The sequence below is a fragment of the Streptomyces albofaciens JCM 4342 genome, from assembly GCF_008634025.1.
GTDB classification, from domain to species: Bacteria; Actinomycetota; Actinomycetes; order Streptomycetales; family Streptomycetaceae; genus Streptomyces; species Streptomyces albofaciens.
The window spans coordinates 1,439,623-1,454,701 of the sequence record NZ_PDCM01000002.1 but is presented as its reverse complement, the minus strand read 5'-3'; the positions used below and the strand labels follow the sequence as shown (position 1 = coordinate 1,454,701).

Here is a 15,079-nt window from a genome sequence, read left to right as displayed (position 1 = left end):
TCTGGCCAACAATCACGGGCCGAGGCGGGCGTCCGCGCGTGCGACGCCCGCGCGCGCCCGCGATTCAGGCGCGGGAAGCGGCAGGTCAGGCCGCCGCCGGGTGCCCCTCGACGGCTCGTGAGAATGGCCGGTTAACGGGGTGGGGGGCCGCCGGGAAGGTATACGCGCGGCCGCCGCCGGATATTCCGGGGCGGCGGCCACGTGCGGAAATTACGCATCGTCCGAAATGGCGGGTTTCCCATGGCGGGGAATTGACGGAGAGTTTGCCTGCCTTTTGCCGATGCGGTCGCGCCGACTGTGCTCAAAGGGTGGATTTGCCCGGGTCGCCCATCGGCACCGCGTCCAGCACGGCGACATCCATCGGCGCGGCGAGCAGCCCGCTCACCCCGTTCGCGATCTCCGCGAGCGCCGCTCCCCGGGAGTGGGCGTCCAGCGCGGCCTGATCCGCCCAGTTCTCCACGACCACCACCCGGTCCTCGCCCGCGTGCACCGCGTACAGCAGGCAGCCGTCCTCCTGGTGGACGGCGGGCGCGTGCGACCGGAAGACGCCGAGCGCCGTCTCCAGCTCGCCGGGCTTCGTCCTGATCGTGGCGACGACGATGGGCATACGTGCAACCTCCTGGGTGATCCGCACTGTTCGAACGAACCTATCCCACCCTCGGGACCGCCGCTGACCTGCGGCAGAGCATCCGGCGTGGCGTCAGGTCCGGTCCGGACCGCCGGGTGCGGGAGCCCCCGCCCGCACCGCCCGGGAACGGCCGGAACCACCGCCCTGCGAAAGCCGGATGCCGGGGCGGCGCGTGGTACGGGTGGACGTGCCGGTGCGGGAACGGCAGGAACGGGGGAAGAGCCATGGACACCGTGATCGTGCAGCTGCCCGAAGGAGAGGGCCCGGGACCGGGCGAAGGGCGTGGTGGGCCGCGGCTGTTGCGGCTGGGGCCCGGGGACACCGCGGACTTCGGGCGCGGCGCGCCGGGTGCGCCGGTGGCCGTGCCGCTGTCCGATCCGGGCGTCTCGCGGCTGGCGGGGCAGCTCACCGCCGCGGAGGACTACTGGCGGCTGTCCAATTTCAGCCGCACGGTGACCTGCGTCGTGGAGAACATGGAGGGCGCGGGGGAGCACATCAAGGTCGCGCCGGGGCGGCTCGGGGCTCCGGTGCCGTTCGAATTCTCCCGGGTGCTGCTGCCGGCGACGCGGGGCGAGGCGTCGTTCAAGGTGTTCGCGCCGGAACACGCCTACCTGGACGGCGAACCGTACGACGGGCTGGGCGAGCCGACGGCGAGCCCCTTCGCGCTCGACCCGACCTCGAAGTACTTCCTGGTGCTCCTCGCCCTGTGCGAGCCGCGCCTGCGCGATGCCTCCAGTGGCGCGGTGCCGGGCGTCGGCGAGGTGCTGGAGCGGCTCCGCCCGCTGGCGGCCTGCCGCGAGCTGACCCGCTCCGCCGTCAACTACCACATCGACTATCTGGCCTCGGTGAAGCTGCGGCTGCGCGCCGGCGACCCGGCGGGGCCGGACGCCCGCGGCGGCGGCAAACGCGACGAACTCGTCGCCTTCGCGCTGCGCTTCGACCTGATCCGCGAGGAACACCTCGCCCTGCTGTCCCCCGGAGGCGGGCGGTGAGGCGCGGAGCGGACTGAGGAGCGCGGCGCGATGGACGGAGCGAGTGCCACCCCGCCGCCCGGCGTCCGGCCCGGCTACCGGATCGGCGACTGGCGGCTGGCCGGGCCCATCGGCGCGGGCAGCTGGGGCAGTGTGTACGCCGCCGAGCACACCGCCGACGGCCGCCCGGCCGCCGTCAAGATCCTGCGCACCGACCTGCTCGCGCCGGGCCAGCGCGCCTGGATGGACGAACTGGTCCGCCGCGAGGCCCGCTTCAGCCTGGCGGCCGACCACCCGCACCTCGTACGGACCCATGCGGCGCTCACGATCGAGGACCCGGACCACCCCGGGCTGGACGGGCTCACCGCCCTCGTCATGGACCGGGCCGAGCGCAGCCTGCGGGACCTGCTCGCCGAGCCGTCCGGCGGCCCGCCGCCGGACGGGCCGCGGCTCCTGCGGGAGATCGCCGACGGGCTCGCCCACCTCCACGGGCGCGGCTGGGTGCACGGGGACCTGAAACCGGCCAACATCCTCCTCGCGCCGGACGGCACGGCGTGGCTCGCCGACTTCGGGCTCGCCGCCGAACTGGAGGGCAGCCACGCGTACGTGCCGCCGCTCGGATCGCTCGACCACGTACCGCCCGAGTGGTGGTCGCAGCGCACCGGGCAGCGCGGTGCGACGGTGCGCCCCACGGCCGACATCTGGGCGTACGGCGTGCTGGCCCACCAGGTGCTCACCGGCGGCCGGCACCCCTTCCCGGGCCGTACGGCGCGGGCCCGCGCCCTCGCCGCGCAGACGTACGCGCACGGCGGCGCGCCCCTGCGGCTGGACGGACAACTGTCGCCGGAATGGCGCGCGTTGATCGCCGACTGCCTGCTCGCCGACCACGCGTCGCGGGCCCGGCACACCGCCGCGGAGCTGTCCCGGCGGGTACGGCGGCTGTGCGACGCGCCCGGCGCACGGCGCCGTGCCGCACGCCGTCCGGCGCTGCTGGCCGCCGGTGCCGCGCTGCTCGCCCTGGCCGGCGCCGGAGCACTGCTCACCTCCGACGGGCGGCCGGGCCCGGCGACCGCCGGTGCGTCGTCACGCGCCCCGGCCTCCGCCTCGGCACCGGCCGAGGCCATCGCCGGGGCGCTGCCGGAGGACTCCGACGTACCGCGCACCCTGCGCCCGTACATCACCCGGGCCGCCGAGCGCTGCGCGGAACAGGAGGTGACGCCCGCTCTGATCGCGGCCATGCTCAAGACGGAGAGCGGCTTCGACCCGCGTGCGCGGCGCAAGGACGAGTACGGCATCGCGATGTGGACCCCGCGGGTCTTCCACGCCTGGGCCGTGGACGGCGACCACGACGGCCGCACGGACTACTGGTCGCCGCCCGACGCCATCGCCTCCATGGGCTCCTACCTGTGCTGGCTCGCCCAGCAGTTCAAGGCGGGCGGGCTGCGCGACGACCTGCCCGGGCTGATCGCGGCGGGCTACCGCACCAGCAGCCGCGTCGTCCTCGACACCGGCGGCGTGCCCGCCCGCACCCGCGACTACGTGGACCGGGTGACCCGCCAGCTCGCCCGGTACTCCCACTGATACCCCTGTTGACCTGCGGTGTTGTCCCGCCCCTGACAGATGTCAGGTACCGCGGCGGCCCGTGGCGGCGCACGGTGGATCCCGTAAGGCAGGGAGCCGCACGGCAACGGCGGCGCCCACCGCACATCACGGGGAAAGCAGCACGGGAAGGACACGCACCATGCGCAGGACCGCAGTCACCAGGACGATCGCCAAGCTGGCCGTCGCGACCGCAGCGACCGGCAGCCTCCTCGCCACCACCGGCGCCGCCCACGCCGCCGCGCAGCCGCAGCGCTCCGCCGCCCCGGCGCACGCCGCGCGGCAGGCCGCCGCCCAGGTGTGCACCGTCAACGACAACGGGGTCAACTTCCGCGGCGGGCCCGGCGAGAACTTCCCGGTCCTCGGGCAGGTCAACGCCGGCCAGAAGCTGAACGTGCGCGGCCGGCAGGGCAACTGGGTCATGGGCGACCTGTGGGGCGGCCGCACCGGCGTCTGGATCCACATCGCCTACCTGAACTGCTGACGCAGTCCGACGGGGGAACCGGCCGACGGGGGACACCGGCCGAACGGGGGAGGCCGCGTCGGGTCCGCGCTGCACCGGCGCGGCCCGGCGCGGCTGCCGTGTGCGGACCGGTGCGCGGGGACGGGGGAGGCGGGGACGGCCGTACGGCTACTTCCCGGTGTCCGGCTGGATGTCGGTGATCCGCAGGGTGTTCAGGTCGCAGGTGACGAGCAGCTGGCTGTGGCGCGGGTGCTCGGCGCTGCCGAAGGTGAGGCGGACCCGGGTCCAGGCGCGGCCCATGGCGCTGTCGTTGTACGTGACGCGCCAGGCCCGCGGGGTGTCCTGGGCGCGCAGCACGCCGTCCGCGTGCTCGCGCCGCTCCCAGTTCGCCAGGTGCGCCCGCAGTTCGGGGGCCAGGTAGTGGGCGCGCAGCGCCTCGGCGAGCGCGCCGCGCCCCTGGTCGTGCACGGCGTCGAGGTAGCTGCCGTAGAAGTTGGCGACCCGGTCGACGGCCGACTCCGTACTGCCGCCGCGGGCGGGTACCTCGGCCTGGTCCCCGGCCGGCGCGGGGGCGGGCGCGGCGGCGGCGCCGGATCCCGCGGGCGCGGTGACGGCCAGGGCCGACAGGGCGGCGGCCAGCGCCGCGCGGCGGACGGTCCGGTTTCCGGACATGGTGGGTGCTCCTTGTCGCCGGTGCCTCGCCTCCCGCCGGTGCGCCGTGCGGAGGCCGCGGCCGCTGGTCCGGTGCGCTGCGGGGGAGGGGAGGCGCGTACGTCGAGAACGGCCGTCTCCGCGCGGTGCACGGGCCACGGGTAACCGGAACGCGCGCCGCCAACCCCGCTCGGGCCGCCCGCCGCGCGGGAACGGCGCGAAGCGGTGCCCCGGCGGCCGGATGTGCCCGGTGGGGCGGCCGGGGCGCGCCGACGGACAACCCCGGACGGCGGTCCGGAATGCCGGGCGTGCACCATGCTGGAAGTGGATTTCCGTCATGAGGAGAGTGTCGTGGCCCGAGACGTCAGGTCGCTGCTGGCCGAGCTCGACTTCGCGAGCGTCACGCCCGAGGAGTTCGCGCGGATCGTGAAGGGGCTGTCGGGCAGGGAGATCGCCGAACTCGCGCGCGGCGAGCTGCGGGACCGGGTGCTCGGTGAGATCTTCGGGCGGATGGGGCGGCAGTTCCGGCCCGAGGAGGCCGGGGAGCTGTGCGCGGTGATCCGCTGGCGGATCACCGGCGAGCGGGAGGCGGTCTACGAGACCACGCTCGCGGACGGGGTCTGCACGGTCCGCGAGGGCGCCGGCCCGGCCGAGCCCCGGCTGACGCTGAGGATGGGCGACGCGGAGTTCCTGCGGCTGGTGTCGGGGAACGGCAATCCGGTGACGATGGTGCTCACCCGCAAGGTCAAGGTGTCCGGCGATCTGGGGCTGGCCGCCAACATGAACCGGTACTTCGACATCCCCAAGGTCTGAACGGGGTAGTTCCTTCTGGGACGCAAGTGACGCCCGGGGTATGAGAAGTTGATGTCCGACCCCTTGACCGGAGCCTGCCGATCGGTAAAGTCTAGACCAATTGGCGCACGGGAATCCGGTCCTCCCCACCCAGTCGGCACCGCACCACCGGGGTGGCCGCGGTCCCCGCGCGCCGTGCACCACACCTTCGCGTCACCCACCCCCACCAGCGAGGTCCACCCGCACCGGACGTACGGCGCGACAGCGCCGGCGGACGCCTGCCCGGGCCGGGCCTCCACCGTGAAGGAGTCGACATGCACCAGAAGAGAAAGCTCGCCACCGCCGTCGGCGCCGCGCTGGCCCCGCTGCTCGTCGTGACCCTGCCGGCCGGTTCGGCCAGCGCGCACGGCTATGTGAACGCCCCGGCCAGCCGCCAGGCCCAGTGTGCGGCGGGCACCGTCTCCTGTGGAGACATCAAGTGGGAGCCGCAGAGCGTCGAGGGGCCCAAGGGTCTCAAGAGCTGCAGCGGCGGCAACGCCCGGTTCCGGGAGCTCGACGACGACAGCAAGGGCTGGAAGGCCACTTCGGTGGGCAGCTCCCAGAACTTCACCTGGCGGCTGACGGCCCAGCACCGCACCAGCACATGGCAGTACTTCATCGGCGGCCGCAAGATCGCCGAGATCAACGACCACGGGGCCAAGCCGCCGGCCACCGTCACCCACAACGTGAACTTCCAGGGCATCAAGGGCAAGCAGAAGGTGCTCGCCGTCTGGAACGTCGCGGACACCGCCAACGCCTTCTACGCCTGCATCGACGTCAACATCCGCTGATGACGCCGAGGCCGGGGCGGCGGACGCCCGCCCGCCGCCCCGGCCCGCGGCCGGCTACAACTCCTCGACGCGGATGCCGCGGTACGAGAGCGCATCGGACGCCCCGCGCACCTGAAGGCCGATGCAGCCGGTGCGGCCGGACACGTACCGGCGGCCGTCGGTGCCCGGGTCGTCCGGCCGCGGCGGGGAGGACCCCTGCCCTACGGGAAGCGGACGAAGACGCCGCCGTCGCGTTGCCGGTGCACGACGGGCACCACGGCCACGGCGGAGCGCCCCCGCGGCCTCCGGCACAATGATCGGCATGACGCAGACGACGGGTACGGGTACGGAGCGACCGGGCACGGACGGCGGCCGGCTGCTGGACGGCAAGGTCCTGCTGATCACCGGGGCGGGGCGCGGCATCGGCGCCGCCGCGGCACGGCTGTTCGCGCGGGAGGGCGCAGCGGTCGTGCTGACCGCGCGGACCGAACCGGAACTGGCCGCCGTCACCGAGGAGATACGGGCGGCGGGCGGCAGCGCCGGGCACGTCGTCGCCGACCTGGCGGACGCGGACGCCGTACAGCGGGCGGTGGACACGGCCGTCGAGCGCCACGGCCGCCTGGACGGCGCGTTCAACAACGCGGGCATGGGCATCGCGCACGCCCCGCTGGCCGAGATCCCCGTGGCGGAGTTCGACCGGATCACCGCCGTCAACCACCGGGGCGTCTGGCTGGCGATGGCCGCCGAGATACGGGCGATCCTGGCCACCGCCGGCACCGGCGCGATCGTCAACAACAGCAGCGTCGGCAGCCTCAAGCCGTCCGCCGGGATGAGCCTGTACGGCGCCTCCAAGCGGGCCGTGAACAGCCTCACCCAGACCGCCGCCGTCGAGTACGGCCCCCAGGGCATCCGCGTCAACGCGGTCGCCCCCGGAACCACCATGACCGCCATGATCGAGGACTGGGCCGCCCGCGAGCCCGGCCTCCTCGACCGGCTCACCTCCCGTACGCCGCTGCGCCGCGCGGCCGCCCCCGAAGAGGTGGCGCAGGCCGCCGCGTGGCTGCTCAGCGACCGTGCCTCGTACGTGACGGGCGCGGTCCTGCCCGTCGACGGCGGCCTCACCGTCTGAGCGGGGCCCGGCGTGGACCTGACGTCCCTGCGGACGTTCCGGATGGTGGCCCGGCACGAGCACATCAGCCGGGCGGCGGCCGAACTGCGCGTCGCGCAGCCCGCGGTGAGCCGGACGGTCGCCCGGCTGGAGGCGGAGCTGGGTGTGCCGCTCTTCGACCGGCAGGGGCGGTCGGTGCGCCTCAACCGGTACGGTGCCGCCTTTCTGCGCCGTGTCGAGCGGGCGCTCGGCGAGCTGGACGATGCCCGGCGCGAGCTGGCGGACGCCGCGGGCCTGGACCAGGGGCGGGTCGTGGCCGCCGCCGAGACCCTGCTGACCCTCACCTCGCTGCTGTCCGCCTTCCGTGCCGCGCACCCCGGCGTCGAGATCCGGCTCCACCAGTCGACCGCCGAGGTGATGGCACGTCAGCTGGCGGACCGGGAGGTGGACCTGTGCATCGCCTCACAGCCCCTGAGCGGTGCCGGGCTGCGGTCGGTGGTGCTGAGGGAGGAGGACGTCCTGCTGGCCGTGCCGGTCGGCCACCCGCTGGCCGGACGCGGGCACGTCGGCCTGGACGAGGTCGCGGACGAACCGTTCGTCACCACCCGCCGCGGGCACTGGCAGCGCGAACTGCTCGACCGGCTGTTCGCGGCGGCGGGCCGCAGCCCCGTCATCGCCTGCGAGGGCGACGAGCCCGCCGCGACCCAGTTCATGATCGGCGCCGGACTCGGCGTCGGGCTCATACCGGAGATCGCCCGCAACGAGTCGGCCGAGGCGCCGGTCCGCTGGCTGCGTCTGGACGTGCCGGGCTGCCGCCGCACGCTGTCGCTGGTGCGGCGCGCGGACACCTATGTCTCGGAGGCGGAGCGGCGGTTCGAGGCGGCGGCGATCGCGCATTTCGCGGGCCGGGCATTGACGGAGTGAATACTCACTCCGTACGGTGAAGCGCCACGCCGACTCCCGGGGAGGGCCCGTGCCCGTCACGCTCAACCACACCATCGTGCCCGCCGCCGACCATCGCGCGGCGGCCCGGTTCTTCGCCTCGGTCATGGGGCTGGAGGAGCTGCCGCCGGCCGGCCGCGACGGGCACTTCGCACCGGTACGCGTCAACGACCGGCTGACCCTCGACTTCATGGCGGTGCCCGAACCGGAGGGCCACCACCTCGCCTTCGACGTGGACCCGGACACCTTCGACGCGATCCTCGCCCGGATACGGGAAGCCGGGATCCCCTACGGCAGCGAACCCGCCCACCCGGACAACGGCCGCACCGACCACCCGCTGTGCCCGCGCGGCCTGTTCTTCACGGACGACACCGGGAACCTGTACGAGGTGATGTCCCCGGCGTGAGCCGCCGGGGACACCCGTGTCACGCCCGGTCCGGCATCCCGAAGGCGCCGAGGATGCGCTCGGCCGCGAGCGTCGCCGTCAGCGTGCCCGCCCGTACTTCCCGCTCCACCTCGGGGGCCACGTCCCGTACGCCGGGGTGCTCCTGAAGCCGGTTCAGCAACTGCTCGCGGACCATCGACCACGTCCAGTCGACCTGCTGCCCGCGCCGCTTCTCCGCCAGCGCCCCGGTGGACTCCAGCAGCTTGCGGTGCTGCTCGATCCGGTCCCACACCGCGTCCAGACCGGTGCCCTCGCGGGCGCTGCACGTCAGGACCGGCGGAGTCCAGGCCGCGTCCGGCGGCTGGAGCAGCCGCAGCGCGCCGGACAGCTCCCGGGCCGCCGACTTGGCGTCCCGCTCGTGCGGCCCGTCCGCCTTGTTGACCGACACCAGGTCGGCCAGCTCCAGCACGCCCTTCTTGATGCCCTGGAGCTGGTCGCCGGTGCGGGCGAGGGTGAGCAGCAGGAACGTGTCGACCATGTTGGCGACGGCCGTCTCGGACTGGCCGACGCCCACCGTCTCGACGAGCACCACGTCATAACCCGCGGCCTCCATCACGACGATGGACTCCCGGGTCGCCCGCGCCACGCCGCCGAGCGTGCCCGAGGTGGGGGAGGGCCGTACGAACGCCGCCGGGTCCGCGGCCAGCCGCGCCATCCGGGTCTTGTCGCCCAGGATGGAGCCGCCGGTACGGCTGGAGGACGGGTCGACGGCCAGTACGGCGACCCGGTGCCCGGCCCCCGTCAGCTGGGAGCCCAGCGCGTCGATGAACGTCGACTTGCCGACCCCGGGCACCCCGCTGATGCCCACCCGCCGGGCCGTGCCGGCGTACGGCAGCAGCTCGACCAGCAGCCGCTGCGCCAGCGCCCGGTGGTCGGCCCGGGTGGACTCCACGAGCGTGATGGCGCGCGCGATCCAGGCCCGCGAGCCCTCGCGCACGCCCGCCGCGTACTGGTCGATGTCGATCGTCGGTCGCTTGCGGGCCGCTCGGGGCCGGGGTGTCTCAGGCATCGGGGTGGTGGCTCACAGGTCGTGGCCGAGGACCCCGGCGAGGTCCTTGACCAGGTCGTACGCGGCATCGGGGATGACCGTACCGGGCGGGAAGACGGCCGCGGCGCCCGCCTCGTGGAGCGCGGGGACGTCACCCGGCGGGATCACCCCGCCCACCACGATCATGATGTCCTCCCGGTCCTGCGCCGCCAGCTCCTCGCGCAGCGCGGGCACCAGCGTCAGGTGTCCGGCGGCCAGCGAGGAGACGCCGACGATGTGCACGTCCGCCTCCACCGCCTGCCGGGCGACCTCCGCCGGCGTCTGGAACAGCGGGCCGACGTCCACGTCGAAGCCCAGGTCGGCGAAGGCCGTCGCGATCACCTTCTGGCCGCGGTCGTGGCCGTCCTGGCCCATCTTGGCGACCAGGATGCGCGGCCGGCGCCCCTCGGCCCGTTCGAACTCCGCCACCAGCTCCCGGGTCCGGTCCACGCCGGAGGACGGCCCCGCTTCGTCTCGGTACACACCGGAGATCGTACGGATCTGCCCGGAGTGGCGCCCGTAGACCTTCTCCAGTGCGTCGGAGATCTCACCGACCGTCGCCATCGCGCGGGCCGCATTCACGGCCAGCGTCAGCAGGTTGCCCTCCAGGCCCCGGCCCGGCCCGGCCTCCGCGGCCGCCGTCAGCGCCCGCAGCGCGTCCTGGCAGGCGGCCTCGTCGCGCTCTTCGCGCAGCCGCCGCAGCTTGTCGATCTGCTGCGCGCGCACCGCCGAGTTGTCGACCTTCAGTACGTCGATCTGCTCGTCGGTGTCCACCCGGTACTTGTTGACGCCGATCAGCGCCTGCCGCCCCGAGTCGATCCGCGCCTGCGTACGGGCCGCGGCCTCCTCCACCCGCAGCTTCGGGATGCCCGCGTCGATGGCCTTGGCCATGCCGCCGGCCGCCTCCACCTCCTCGATGTGCTGCCAGGCCCGGTGCGCCAGGTCGTGGGTCAGCTTCTCGACGTACGCGCTGCCGCCCCAGGGGTCGATGACCCGGCAGGTGCCCGACTCCTGCTGGAGGAAGAGCTGGGTGTTGCGCGCGATGCGCGCGGAGAAGTCGGTGGGCAGGGCCAGCGCCTCGTCCAGCGCGTTGGTGTGCAGCGACTGGGTGTGGCCCTGCGTCGCGGCCATCGCCTCCACACACGTGCGCGTGACGTTGTTGAACACGTCCTGCGCGGTCAGCGACCACCCGGAGGTCTGCGAGTGGGTGCGCAGCGACAGCGACTTGGGGTTCTTCGGCTCGAAGCGCTGCACCAGCTTGGCCCACAGCAGCCGGGCGGCGCGCAGCTTGGCGATCTCCATGAAGAAGTTCATGCCGATCGCCCAGAAGAAGGAGAGCCGCGGCGCGAAGGAGTCCACGTCCATCCCCGCGTCGATGCCCGCCTTGAGGTACTCCACACCGTCCGCGAGGGTGTACGCCAGCTCCAGGTCGGCCGTAGCGCCCGCCTCCTGGATGTGGTAGCCGGAGATGGAGATGGAGTTGTAGCGCGGCATCTTCTGCGAGGTGTACGCGAAGATGTCGGAGATGATCCGCATCGAGGGGCGCGGCGGGTAGATGTAGGTGTTGCGGACCATGAACTCCTTGAGGATGTCGTTCTGGATGGTCCCGGCCAGCTTCTCGGGCGGTACGCCCTGCTCCTCGGCGGCCACGATGTAGAGCGCGAGGACGGGCAGCACCGCGCCGTTCATCGTCATGGACACGGTCATCCTGTCCAGCGGAATGCCGGAGAAGAGCTGCCGCATGTCGTAGATCGAGTCGATCGCCACGCCCGCCATGCCCACGTCGCCCGTCACCCGCGGGTGGTCGCTGTCGTAGCCCCGGTGGGTCGGCAGGTCGAAGGCGACGGACAGGCCCTTCTGCCCGGCCGCCAGGTTGCGCCGGTAGAAGGCGTTGGACTCCTCGGCGGTGGAGAAGCCCGCGTACTGCCGGATGGTCCAGGGCTGGTTGACGTACATGGTCGGGTACGGGCCGCGCAGGTACGGTGCGATGCCCGGGTACGTGCGCAGGAAGTCCAGCCCGGCCAGGTCCTCGCCGGTGTACAGCGGCTTGACCTCGATGCCCTCGGGCGTCTCCCACACCAGGTCGTCGACGCCCTTGCCGGTGGCCTCCTGGACGGCTGCCGTCCACTGCGCCGCGTCGCCCCCGGGCGCCTCCGGCTCGCCCAGCTCGACCGTGCTGAAGTCCGGGATGGCGCCCGCCTGCTCCGTCACGTGCTCCATCACGCCACCTCCATGACATCCAGGGCCGAGGTCAGCACCCCGACCGCGTCGCAGCCCGCGAAGACGAACGCGTCCACTCCGGCTCGTACATATGCTTCCCGCCGCTCGCCCGGTTTCCCGGCCAGCAGCACCTGACGCGCGCCCGCGGCCTTGAGCGCCGCCGCGACTCCGGCCGCCTGCTCGGCGTACAGCGCGTCGCTCGAACACAGACAGGCGATGCCCGCGCCGCTGGCCCGGAACGCCTCCGCCACCGACTCCGCGTCCACCGACACCGGGTCGTGCACCGGCTCGACGCCGCCCGCCTGGAAGAGGTTCGAGGCGAAGGTGGCGCGCGCGGTGTGCACGGCGGCCGGGCCGAGCGCCGCGAGAAACGCCTTCGGGCGGCTGCCGGTGGCCGCAAGATGCGCGTCCGAGCGGGCGCGCAGCGCCTCGTACGCCTCGTCCCGGCGCACCCGCGGCAGCCCGCCGGCCACCGGTACGGGCGCGGGCTCGCGCTCCACCGGCGCCTCGGCCAGGAACGGGAACTCGCTGACGCCGGTGACCGGTTCGCGGCGGTGCGCCAGGTCCTCGGACCGCTTGCGCCAGGTCGACGCCAGCCGCTCGCCGACCATCCCGGAGCCGAGCGCCGCGGCCTGCCCGCCCGCGGCCTCGATCTCCTGGAACCAGCCCCAGGCGGCGCGCGCCAGCTCGTCGGTCAGCCGCTCCACGTACCAGGAGCCGCCCGCCGGGTCGATCACCTTCGACAGGTGCGACTCCTCCAGCAGGATCGACTGGGTGTTGCGCGCGATGCGGCGGGCGAACGCGTCCGGCAGCCCGAGCGCCGCGTCGAACGGCAGGACGGTGACGGCGTCCGCGCCGCCCAGGCCCGCCGAGAGGCCCGCCACGGTGGTGCGCAGCATGTTCACCCACGGGTCCCGACGGGTCATCATGACCGTCGAGGTCACCGCGTGCTGGCGCTGCGCACGGGCCGCGGGGGAGGCGCCGCACACCTCGGCGACCCGCGACCACAGCCGCCGGGCGGCCCGCAGCTTGGCGATGGTCAGGAACTGGTCGGCGGTGGCCGCGTACCGGAACTCCAGCTGCGCGCAGGCGGCGTCCACGCCCAGGCCCGCCGCGGTCAGTGCCCGCAGGTAGGCCACCCCGGTGGCCAGCGAGCAGCCCAGCTCCTCGGCGGTCGAGCCGCCCGCCTCGTGGTACGGCAGCGCGTCCACGGCCAGCGCGCGCGTGCGGGGCGCCTGGTCGGCGCACCGCCGGGCCAGCCCGGCCGCCGCCTCCAGATGGCCGGCCAGGTCGTCCGCGCGGCCGGTGCGGGCCACTGCGCCCAGCGGATCGGCGCCCAGGGTGCCCGCCGTCTCGGACACCGCCACGCCCTTCGCGTCGCAGAGCCGGAACCACGCGTCGGCCGCCTCCGCGAAGTCCGCGCCCGCGTCCAGGGCGACGGCCGCGAGGTCCAGGTAGACCCCGTCCAGCGCGGTGGCCAGCTCCGCCACCGGCACACCGCCGTCACCGACGGCCAGCCACAGCGACGTGACGCCGTTCTCCAGGTCGGCGAGGACCGCCTCGTTGGCGCGCCGCGGATCGGTGTCCGCGTGCCGCTGCCGTACGTCCCAGCCCGCGACGGTGCTGCCGGTGGCGCGGCCGGCCCGTACGAAGGGCGGGAAGCCGGGGCGTCCGATGGCGTCCGCGGCGGCGGGCGCGTCGTCGGCGGTGTAGAGCGGGCGGACCTGGATGCCGTCTTCCAGGGCGGTGGCGAGCGCGTCTTCGGCGGCGGCGCCGGTCGCCTCCGCGGCGCCCGACTTGCGCAGGACGCCTTCGACCAGGCGCTGCCACTGCTCGCGGTCCGCGTCCGGGAACGCGGCGGCCAGAGGGAGTTCGGAGGAGTGGGCGGTCATGGCAGCAGGCTAGGCGAACGGTCGTTAGCAACAGCAGGGCCACGGGCTGTGACCTTGCACTCGTTGACCTGGGATTGCTCCGTTGGGAAGCTCTACGATCGCCCTTCCGGCGGTACGGCTACCCGTGGGTAGTCACCCGTGGTGGGAAGTTCGCCGCTTTTTGGCGGGTCGGGGCGGTTTGTGGCCCCTGATGCGACAGGTTCTGTACGGTGGACGACGCGCCACTGTGACGAGGAGGGGCATGCGTGTGCCGGTGAGGCGGACCGTCGCCGTGGCGGCGGCGCTCGCCCTGATCGCCGGCGTCGTGCTGCTCCTCGTCCTCCCGGAACGCGCGGGCCCGCCGTGCGCCCCGCGGAAGATCGCGTCCTGGTCGGCCGAGTCCCGCTTCACCCAGGAGTTCACCCGTTACGGCAACGACAACACCCGGGTGGACGACTGGACCGCGGGCGACGGCACCCACTCCGTCCGGCTGCCCGACGGCCGCACCCTGTGGATCTTCTCCGACACCTTCACCGACCGCGTCCAGCCGCCGCCCAACCCCCTGGGGCAGCCGCACCACTGGCGTTCCTCCGACACCGGCCGCACCCCGGCGCTGACCCACAACTCCCTCGTCGTCATGGACCGTTCCGGCCGCCTGGAACGCACCCTGACCGGCGCCGACGGCTCGGGCCCGTTCTTCCCCGACCTGCCGGACGGCTGGCGCTGGCCGGTGCAGGCGCACGTGGAACCCCGTGCGCCCGGCTCACCCGAACAGGTCGTGCGGGTCCTGCTGTGGAACCGCGCGCCGGGCCAGGGCCCATGGGTCTTCGGCGTCCCGCGCGCGACCGAGGTCGCCACCCTCTCCCTGCCCGGCCTGCGGCTGGAGGGCATCACCCCGGTCCTCGACCAGACCTCCGTGCCGGACCCCGCGCACCGTGTCCTGTACGGCACCGCTTCCGTACAGGACGGCGCGTGGACGTACGTCTACGGCGGCGACGACGGGCCGACGCGCCCCACCTCCAACGCCTACCTGGCACGGGTGCCCACCGGCCGGCTCGGACAGGCCGGGGCCTGGCAGTACTGGGACGGACAGGACTGGCAGCCGCACGCCGACCGGGCGGCCCCGGTGATCCGCGCGGGCGAGGGGCGCGGCGTGGGCAGCTCCTTCACCGTCGTACGGGACGGTGCGACGTGGGTACTGCTGTCGATGGACACGCCGGGGGAGCCCGGCAACGCCCTGTCGTCCATCACCGCCTACTGGTCGTGCTCGGCCCAGGGCCCCTGGCACGGCCCGGCCGGACGCATCACCCCGCCGCGCCCCGCCGACCCCACCGGGCAGCACCGCGTCGCCGCGTACAACCCGCAGGCGCACCCGGAGTTCAGCACCCCCGGCCACCTCCTGCTCAGCTACGACATCAACTGGCTCGGCCCGCCCGGCACCCCCTCCGACGCCCAGGTCAACGGCGATGTCGAGCTGTACCGGCCGCGGTTCCTGCGGCTGCGGCTGGGGGCCGGGTGAAGGACCGTTGTCAGTGCCGGGTGCGACGATCGCA

14 protein-coding genes are annotated in these 15,079 nt (G+C 74.0%); 9 read left to right on the top strand and 5 right to left on the bottom strand.

What is annotated here, in order from left to right; genetic code table 11:
* Positions 1 to 301: 301 nt before the first annotated feature.
* Positions 302 to 607 carry a putative quinol monooxygenase gene (locus CP973_RS26725; RefSeq protein WP_150246334.1) on the bottom strand — a complete coding sequence of 102 codons (306 nt, stop codon included), beginning with the start codon at positions 605 to 607 and terminating at the stop codon, positions 302 to 304.
* Between the two features lie 245 nt (positions 608 to 852).
* Between CP973_RS26725 and CP973_RS26720 the strand changes: the two genes are divergently transcribed.
* From CP973_RS26720 to CP973_RS26710, 3 genes are all read left to right on the top strand, one after another.
* Positions 853 to 1,620 (top strand): serine/threonine protein kinase, encoded by a 768-nt coding sequence (locus CP973_RS26720; protein WP_150246331.1) that lies wholly within the window; start codon positions 853 to 855, stop codon positions 1,618 to 1,620.
* Between the two features lie 30 nt (positions 1,621 to 1,650).
* The gene (locus CP973_RS26715; protein ID WP_150246328.1) at positions 1,651 to 3,180 is read left to right on the top strand and encodes a protein kinase domain-containing protein; all 1,530 of its coding nucleotides are present in this window, start codon (positions 1,651 to 1,653) and stop codon (positions 3,178 to 3,180) included.
* A 160-nt stretch (positions 3,181 to 3,340) separates the two neighbouring features.
* Positions 3,341 to 3,682 carry an SH3 domain-containing protein gene (locus CP973_RS26710; RefSeq protein WP_150246325.1) on the top strand — a complete coding sequence of 114 codons (342 nt, stop codon included), beginning with the start codon at positions 3,341 to 3,343 and terminating at the stop codon, positions 3,680 to 3,682.
* Between the two features lie 147 nt (positions 3,683 to 3,829).
* Here the strand turns inward: CP973_RS26710 and CP973_RS26705 are convergent, their stop codons facing one another.
* Complete coding sequence (locus tag CP973_RS26705) at positions 3,830 to 4,333, bottom strand: hypothetical protein (RefSeq protein WP_150246322.1); 504 nt, start codon at positions 4,331 to 4,333, stop codon at positions 3,830 to 3,832.
* Between the two features lie 330 nt (positions 4,334 to 4,663).
* On the opposite strand from CP973_RS26705, the gene CP973_RS26700 reads away from it, so the two are divergent.
* The 5 genes from CP973_RS26700 (at position 4,664) to CP973_RS26675 (ending at position 8,369) form a co-directional block, all read left to right on the top strand.
* Complete coding sequence (locus tag CP973_RS26700) at positions 4,664 to 5,125, top strand: SCP2 sterol-binding domain-containing protein (protein WP_244410027.1); 462 nt, start codon at positions 4,664 to 4,666, stop codon at positions 5,123 to 5,125.
* 293 nt (positions 5,126 to 5,418) lie between these two features.
* The gene (locus CP973_RS26695; RefSeq protein ID WP_150246316.1) at positions 5,419 to 5,934 is read left to right on the top strand and encodes a lytic polysaccharide monooxygenase auxiliary activity family 9 protein; all 516 of its coding nucleotides are present in this window, start codon (positions 5,419 to 5,421) and stop codon (positions 5,932 to 5,934) included.
* Positions 5,935 to 6,235: 301 nt separating this feature from the next.
* Positions 6,236 to 7,042 carry an SDR family NAD(P)-dependent oxidoreductase gene (locus CP973_RS26685; RefSeq protein WP_150246308.1) on the top strand — a complete coding sequence of 269 codons (807 nt, stop codon included), beginning with the start codon at positions 6,236 to 6,238 and terminating at the stop codon, positions 7,040 to 7,042.
* A gap of 12 nt (positions 7,043 to 7,054) precedes the next feature.
* Entirely contained in the window at positions 7,055 to 7,945 is an 891-nt protein-coding gene (locus tag CP973_RS26680) for a LysR family transcriptional regulator (protein ID WP_150246305.1), read from the top strand.
* 49 nt (positions 7,946 to 7,994) lie between these two features.
* Entirely contained in the window at positions 7,995 to 8,369 is a 375-nt protein-coding gene (locus tag CP973_RS26675; RefSeq protein ID WP_150246303.1) for a VOC family protein, read from the top strand.
* A gap of 19 nt (positions 8,370 to 8,388) precedes the next feature.
* On the opposite strand, the gene meaB is transcribed toward CP973_RS26675, so the two are convergent.
* The 3 genes from meaB to CP973_RS26660 are packed head-to-tail and all read right to left on the bottom strand — an operon-like array spanning position 8,389 to position 13,547.
* Entirely contained in the window at positions 8,389 to 9,417 is a 1,029-nt protein-coding gene (gene meaB / locus CP973_RS26670) for a methylmalonyl Co-A mutase-associated GTPase MeaB (protein WP_150246300.1), read from the bottom strand.
* Positions 9,418 to 9,429: 12 nt separating this feature from the next.
* A complete protein-coding gene (gene scpA, locus CP973_RS26665; protein WP_150246297.1) occupies positions 9,430 to 11,655 on the bottom strand; it encodes a methylmalonyl-CoA mutase in 2,226 nt (741 codons plus the stop codon).
* Positions 11,655 to 13,547 (bottom strand): methylmalonyl-CoA mutase family protein, encoded by a 1,893-nt coding sequence (locus CP973_RS26660; RefSeq protein WP_150246295.1) that lies wholly within the window; start codon positions 13,545 to 13,547, stop codon positions 11,655 to 11,657. Before CP973_RS26660 ends, scpA begins: the two co-directional genes overlap by 1 nt.
* Before the next feature lie 241 nt (positions 13,548 to 13,788).
* Here CP973_RS26660 and CP973_RS26655 point away from each other — a divergent pair, with 241 nt between their 5' ends.
* Entirely contained in the window at positions 13,789 to 15,045 is a 1,257-nt protein-coding gene (locus CP973_RS26655; protein ID WP_150246292.1) for a DUF4185 domain-containing protein, read from the top strand.
* Positions 15,046 to 15,079 lie beyond the last annotated feature (34 nt).

Excerpts from the sequence above, each read along its gene's own strand:
- CP973_RS26695 (WP_150246316.1), top strand. The coding sequence starts at position 5,419 with ATGCACCAGAAGAGAAAGCTCGCCACCGCCGTCGGCGCCGCGCTGGCC.
- CP973_RS26685 (WP_150246308.1), top strand. The coding sequence starts at position 6,236 with ATGACGCAGACGACGGGTACGGGTACGGAGCGACCGGGCACGGACGGC.
- CP973_RS26655 (WP_150246292.1), top strand. The coding sequence starts at position 13,789 with ATGCGTGTGCCGGTGAGGCGGACCGTCGCCGTGGCGGCGGCGCTCGCC.
- CP973_RS26705 (WP_150246322.1), bottom strand. The coding sequence starts at position 4,333 with ATGTCCGGAAACCGGACCGTCCGCCGCGCGGCGCTGGCCGCCGCCCTG.
- CP973_RS26720 (WP_150246331.1), top strand. The coding sequence starts at position 853 with ATGGACACCGTGATCGTGCAGCTGCCCGAAGGAGAGGGCCCGGGACCG.
- CP973_RS26660 (WP_150246295.1), bottom strand. The coding sequence starts at position 13,547 with ATGACCGCCCACTCCTCCGAACTCCCTCTGGCCGCCGCGTTCCCGGAC.
- CP973_RS26715 (WP_150246328.1), top strand. The coding sequence starts at position 1,651 with ATGGACGGAGCGAGTGCCACCCCGCCGCCCGGCGTCCGGCCCGGCTAC.
- meaB (WP_150246300.1), bottom strand. The coding sequence starts at position 9,417 with ATGCCTGAGACACCCCGGCCCCGAGCGGCCCGCAAGCGACCGACGATC.
- CP973_RS26710 (WP_150246325.1), top strand. The coding sequence starts at position 3,341 with ATGCGCAGGACCGCAGTCACCAGGACGATCGCCAAGCTGGCCGTCGCG.
- scpA (WP_150246297.1), bottom strand. The coding sequence starts at position 11,655 with ATGGAGCACGTGACGGAGCAGGCGGGCGCCATCCCGGACTTCAGCACG.
- CP973_RS26725 (WP_150246334.1), bottom strand. The coding sequence starts at position 607 with ATGCCCATCGTCGTCGCCACGATCAGGACGAAGCCCGGCGAGCTGGAG.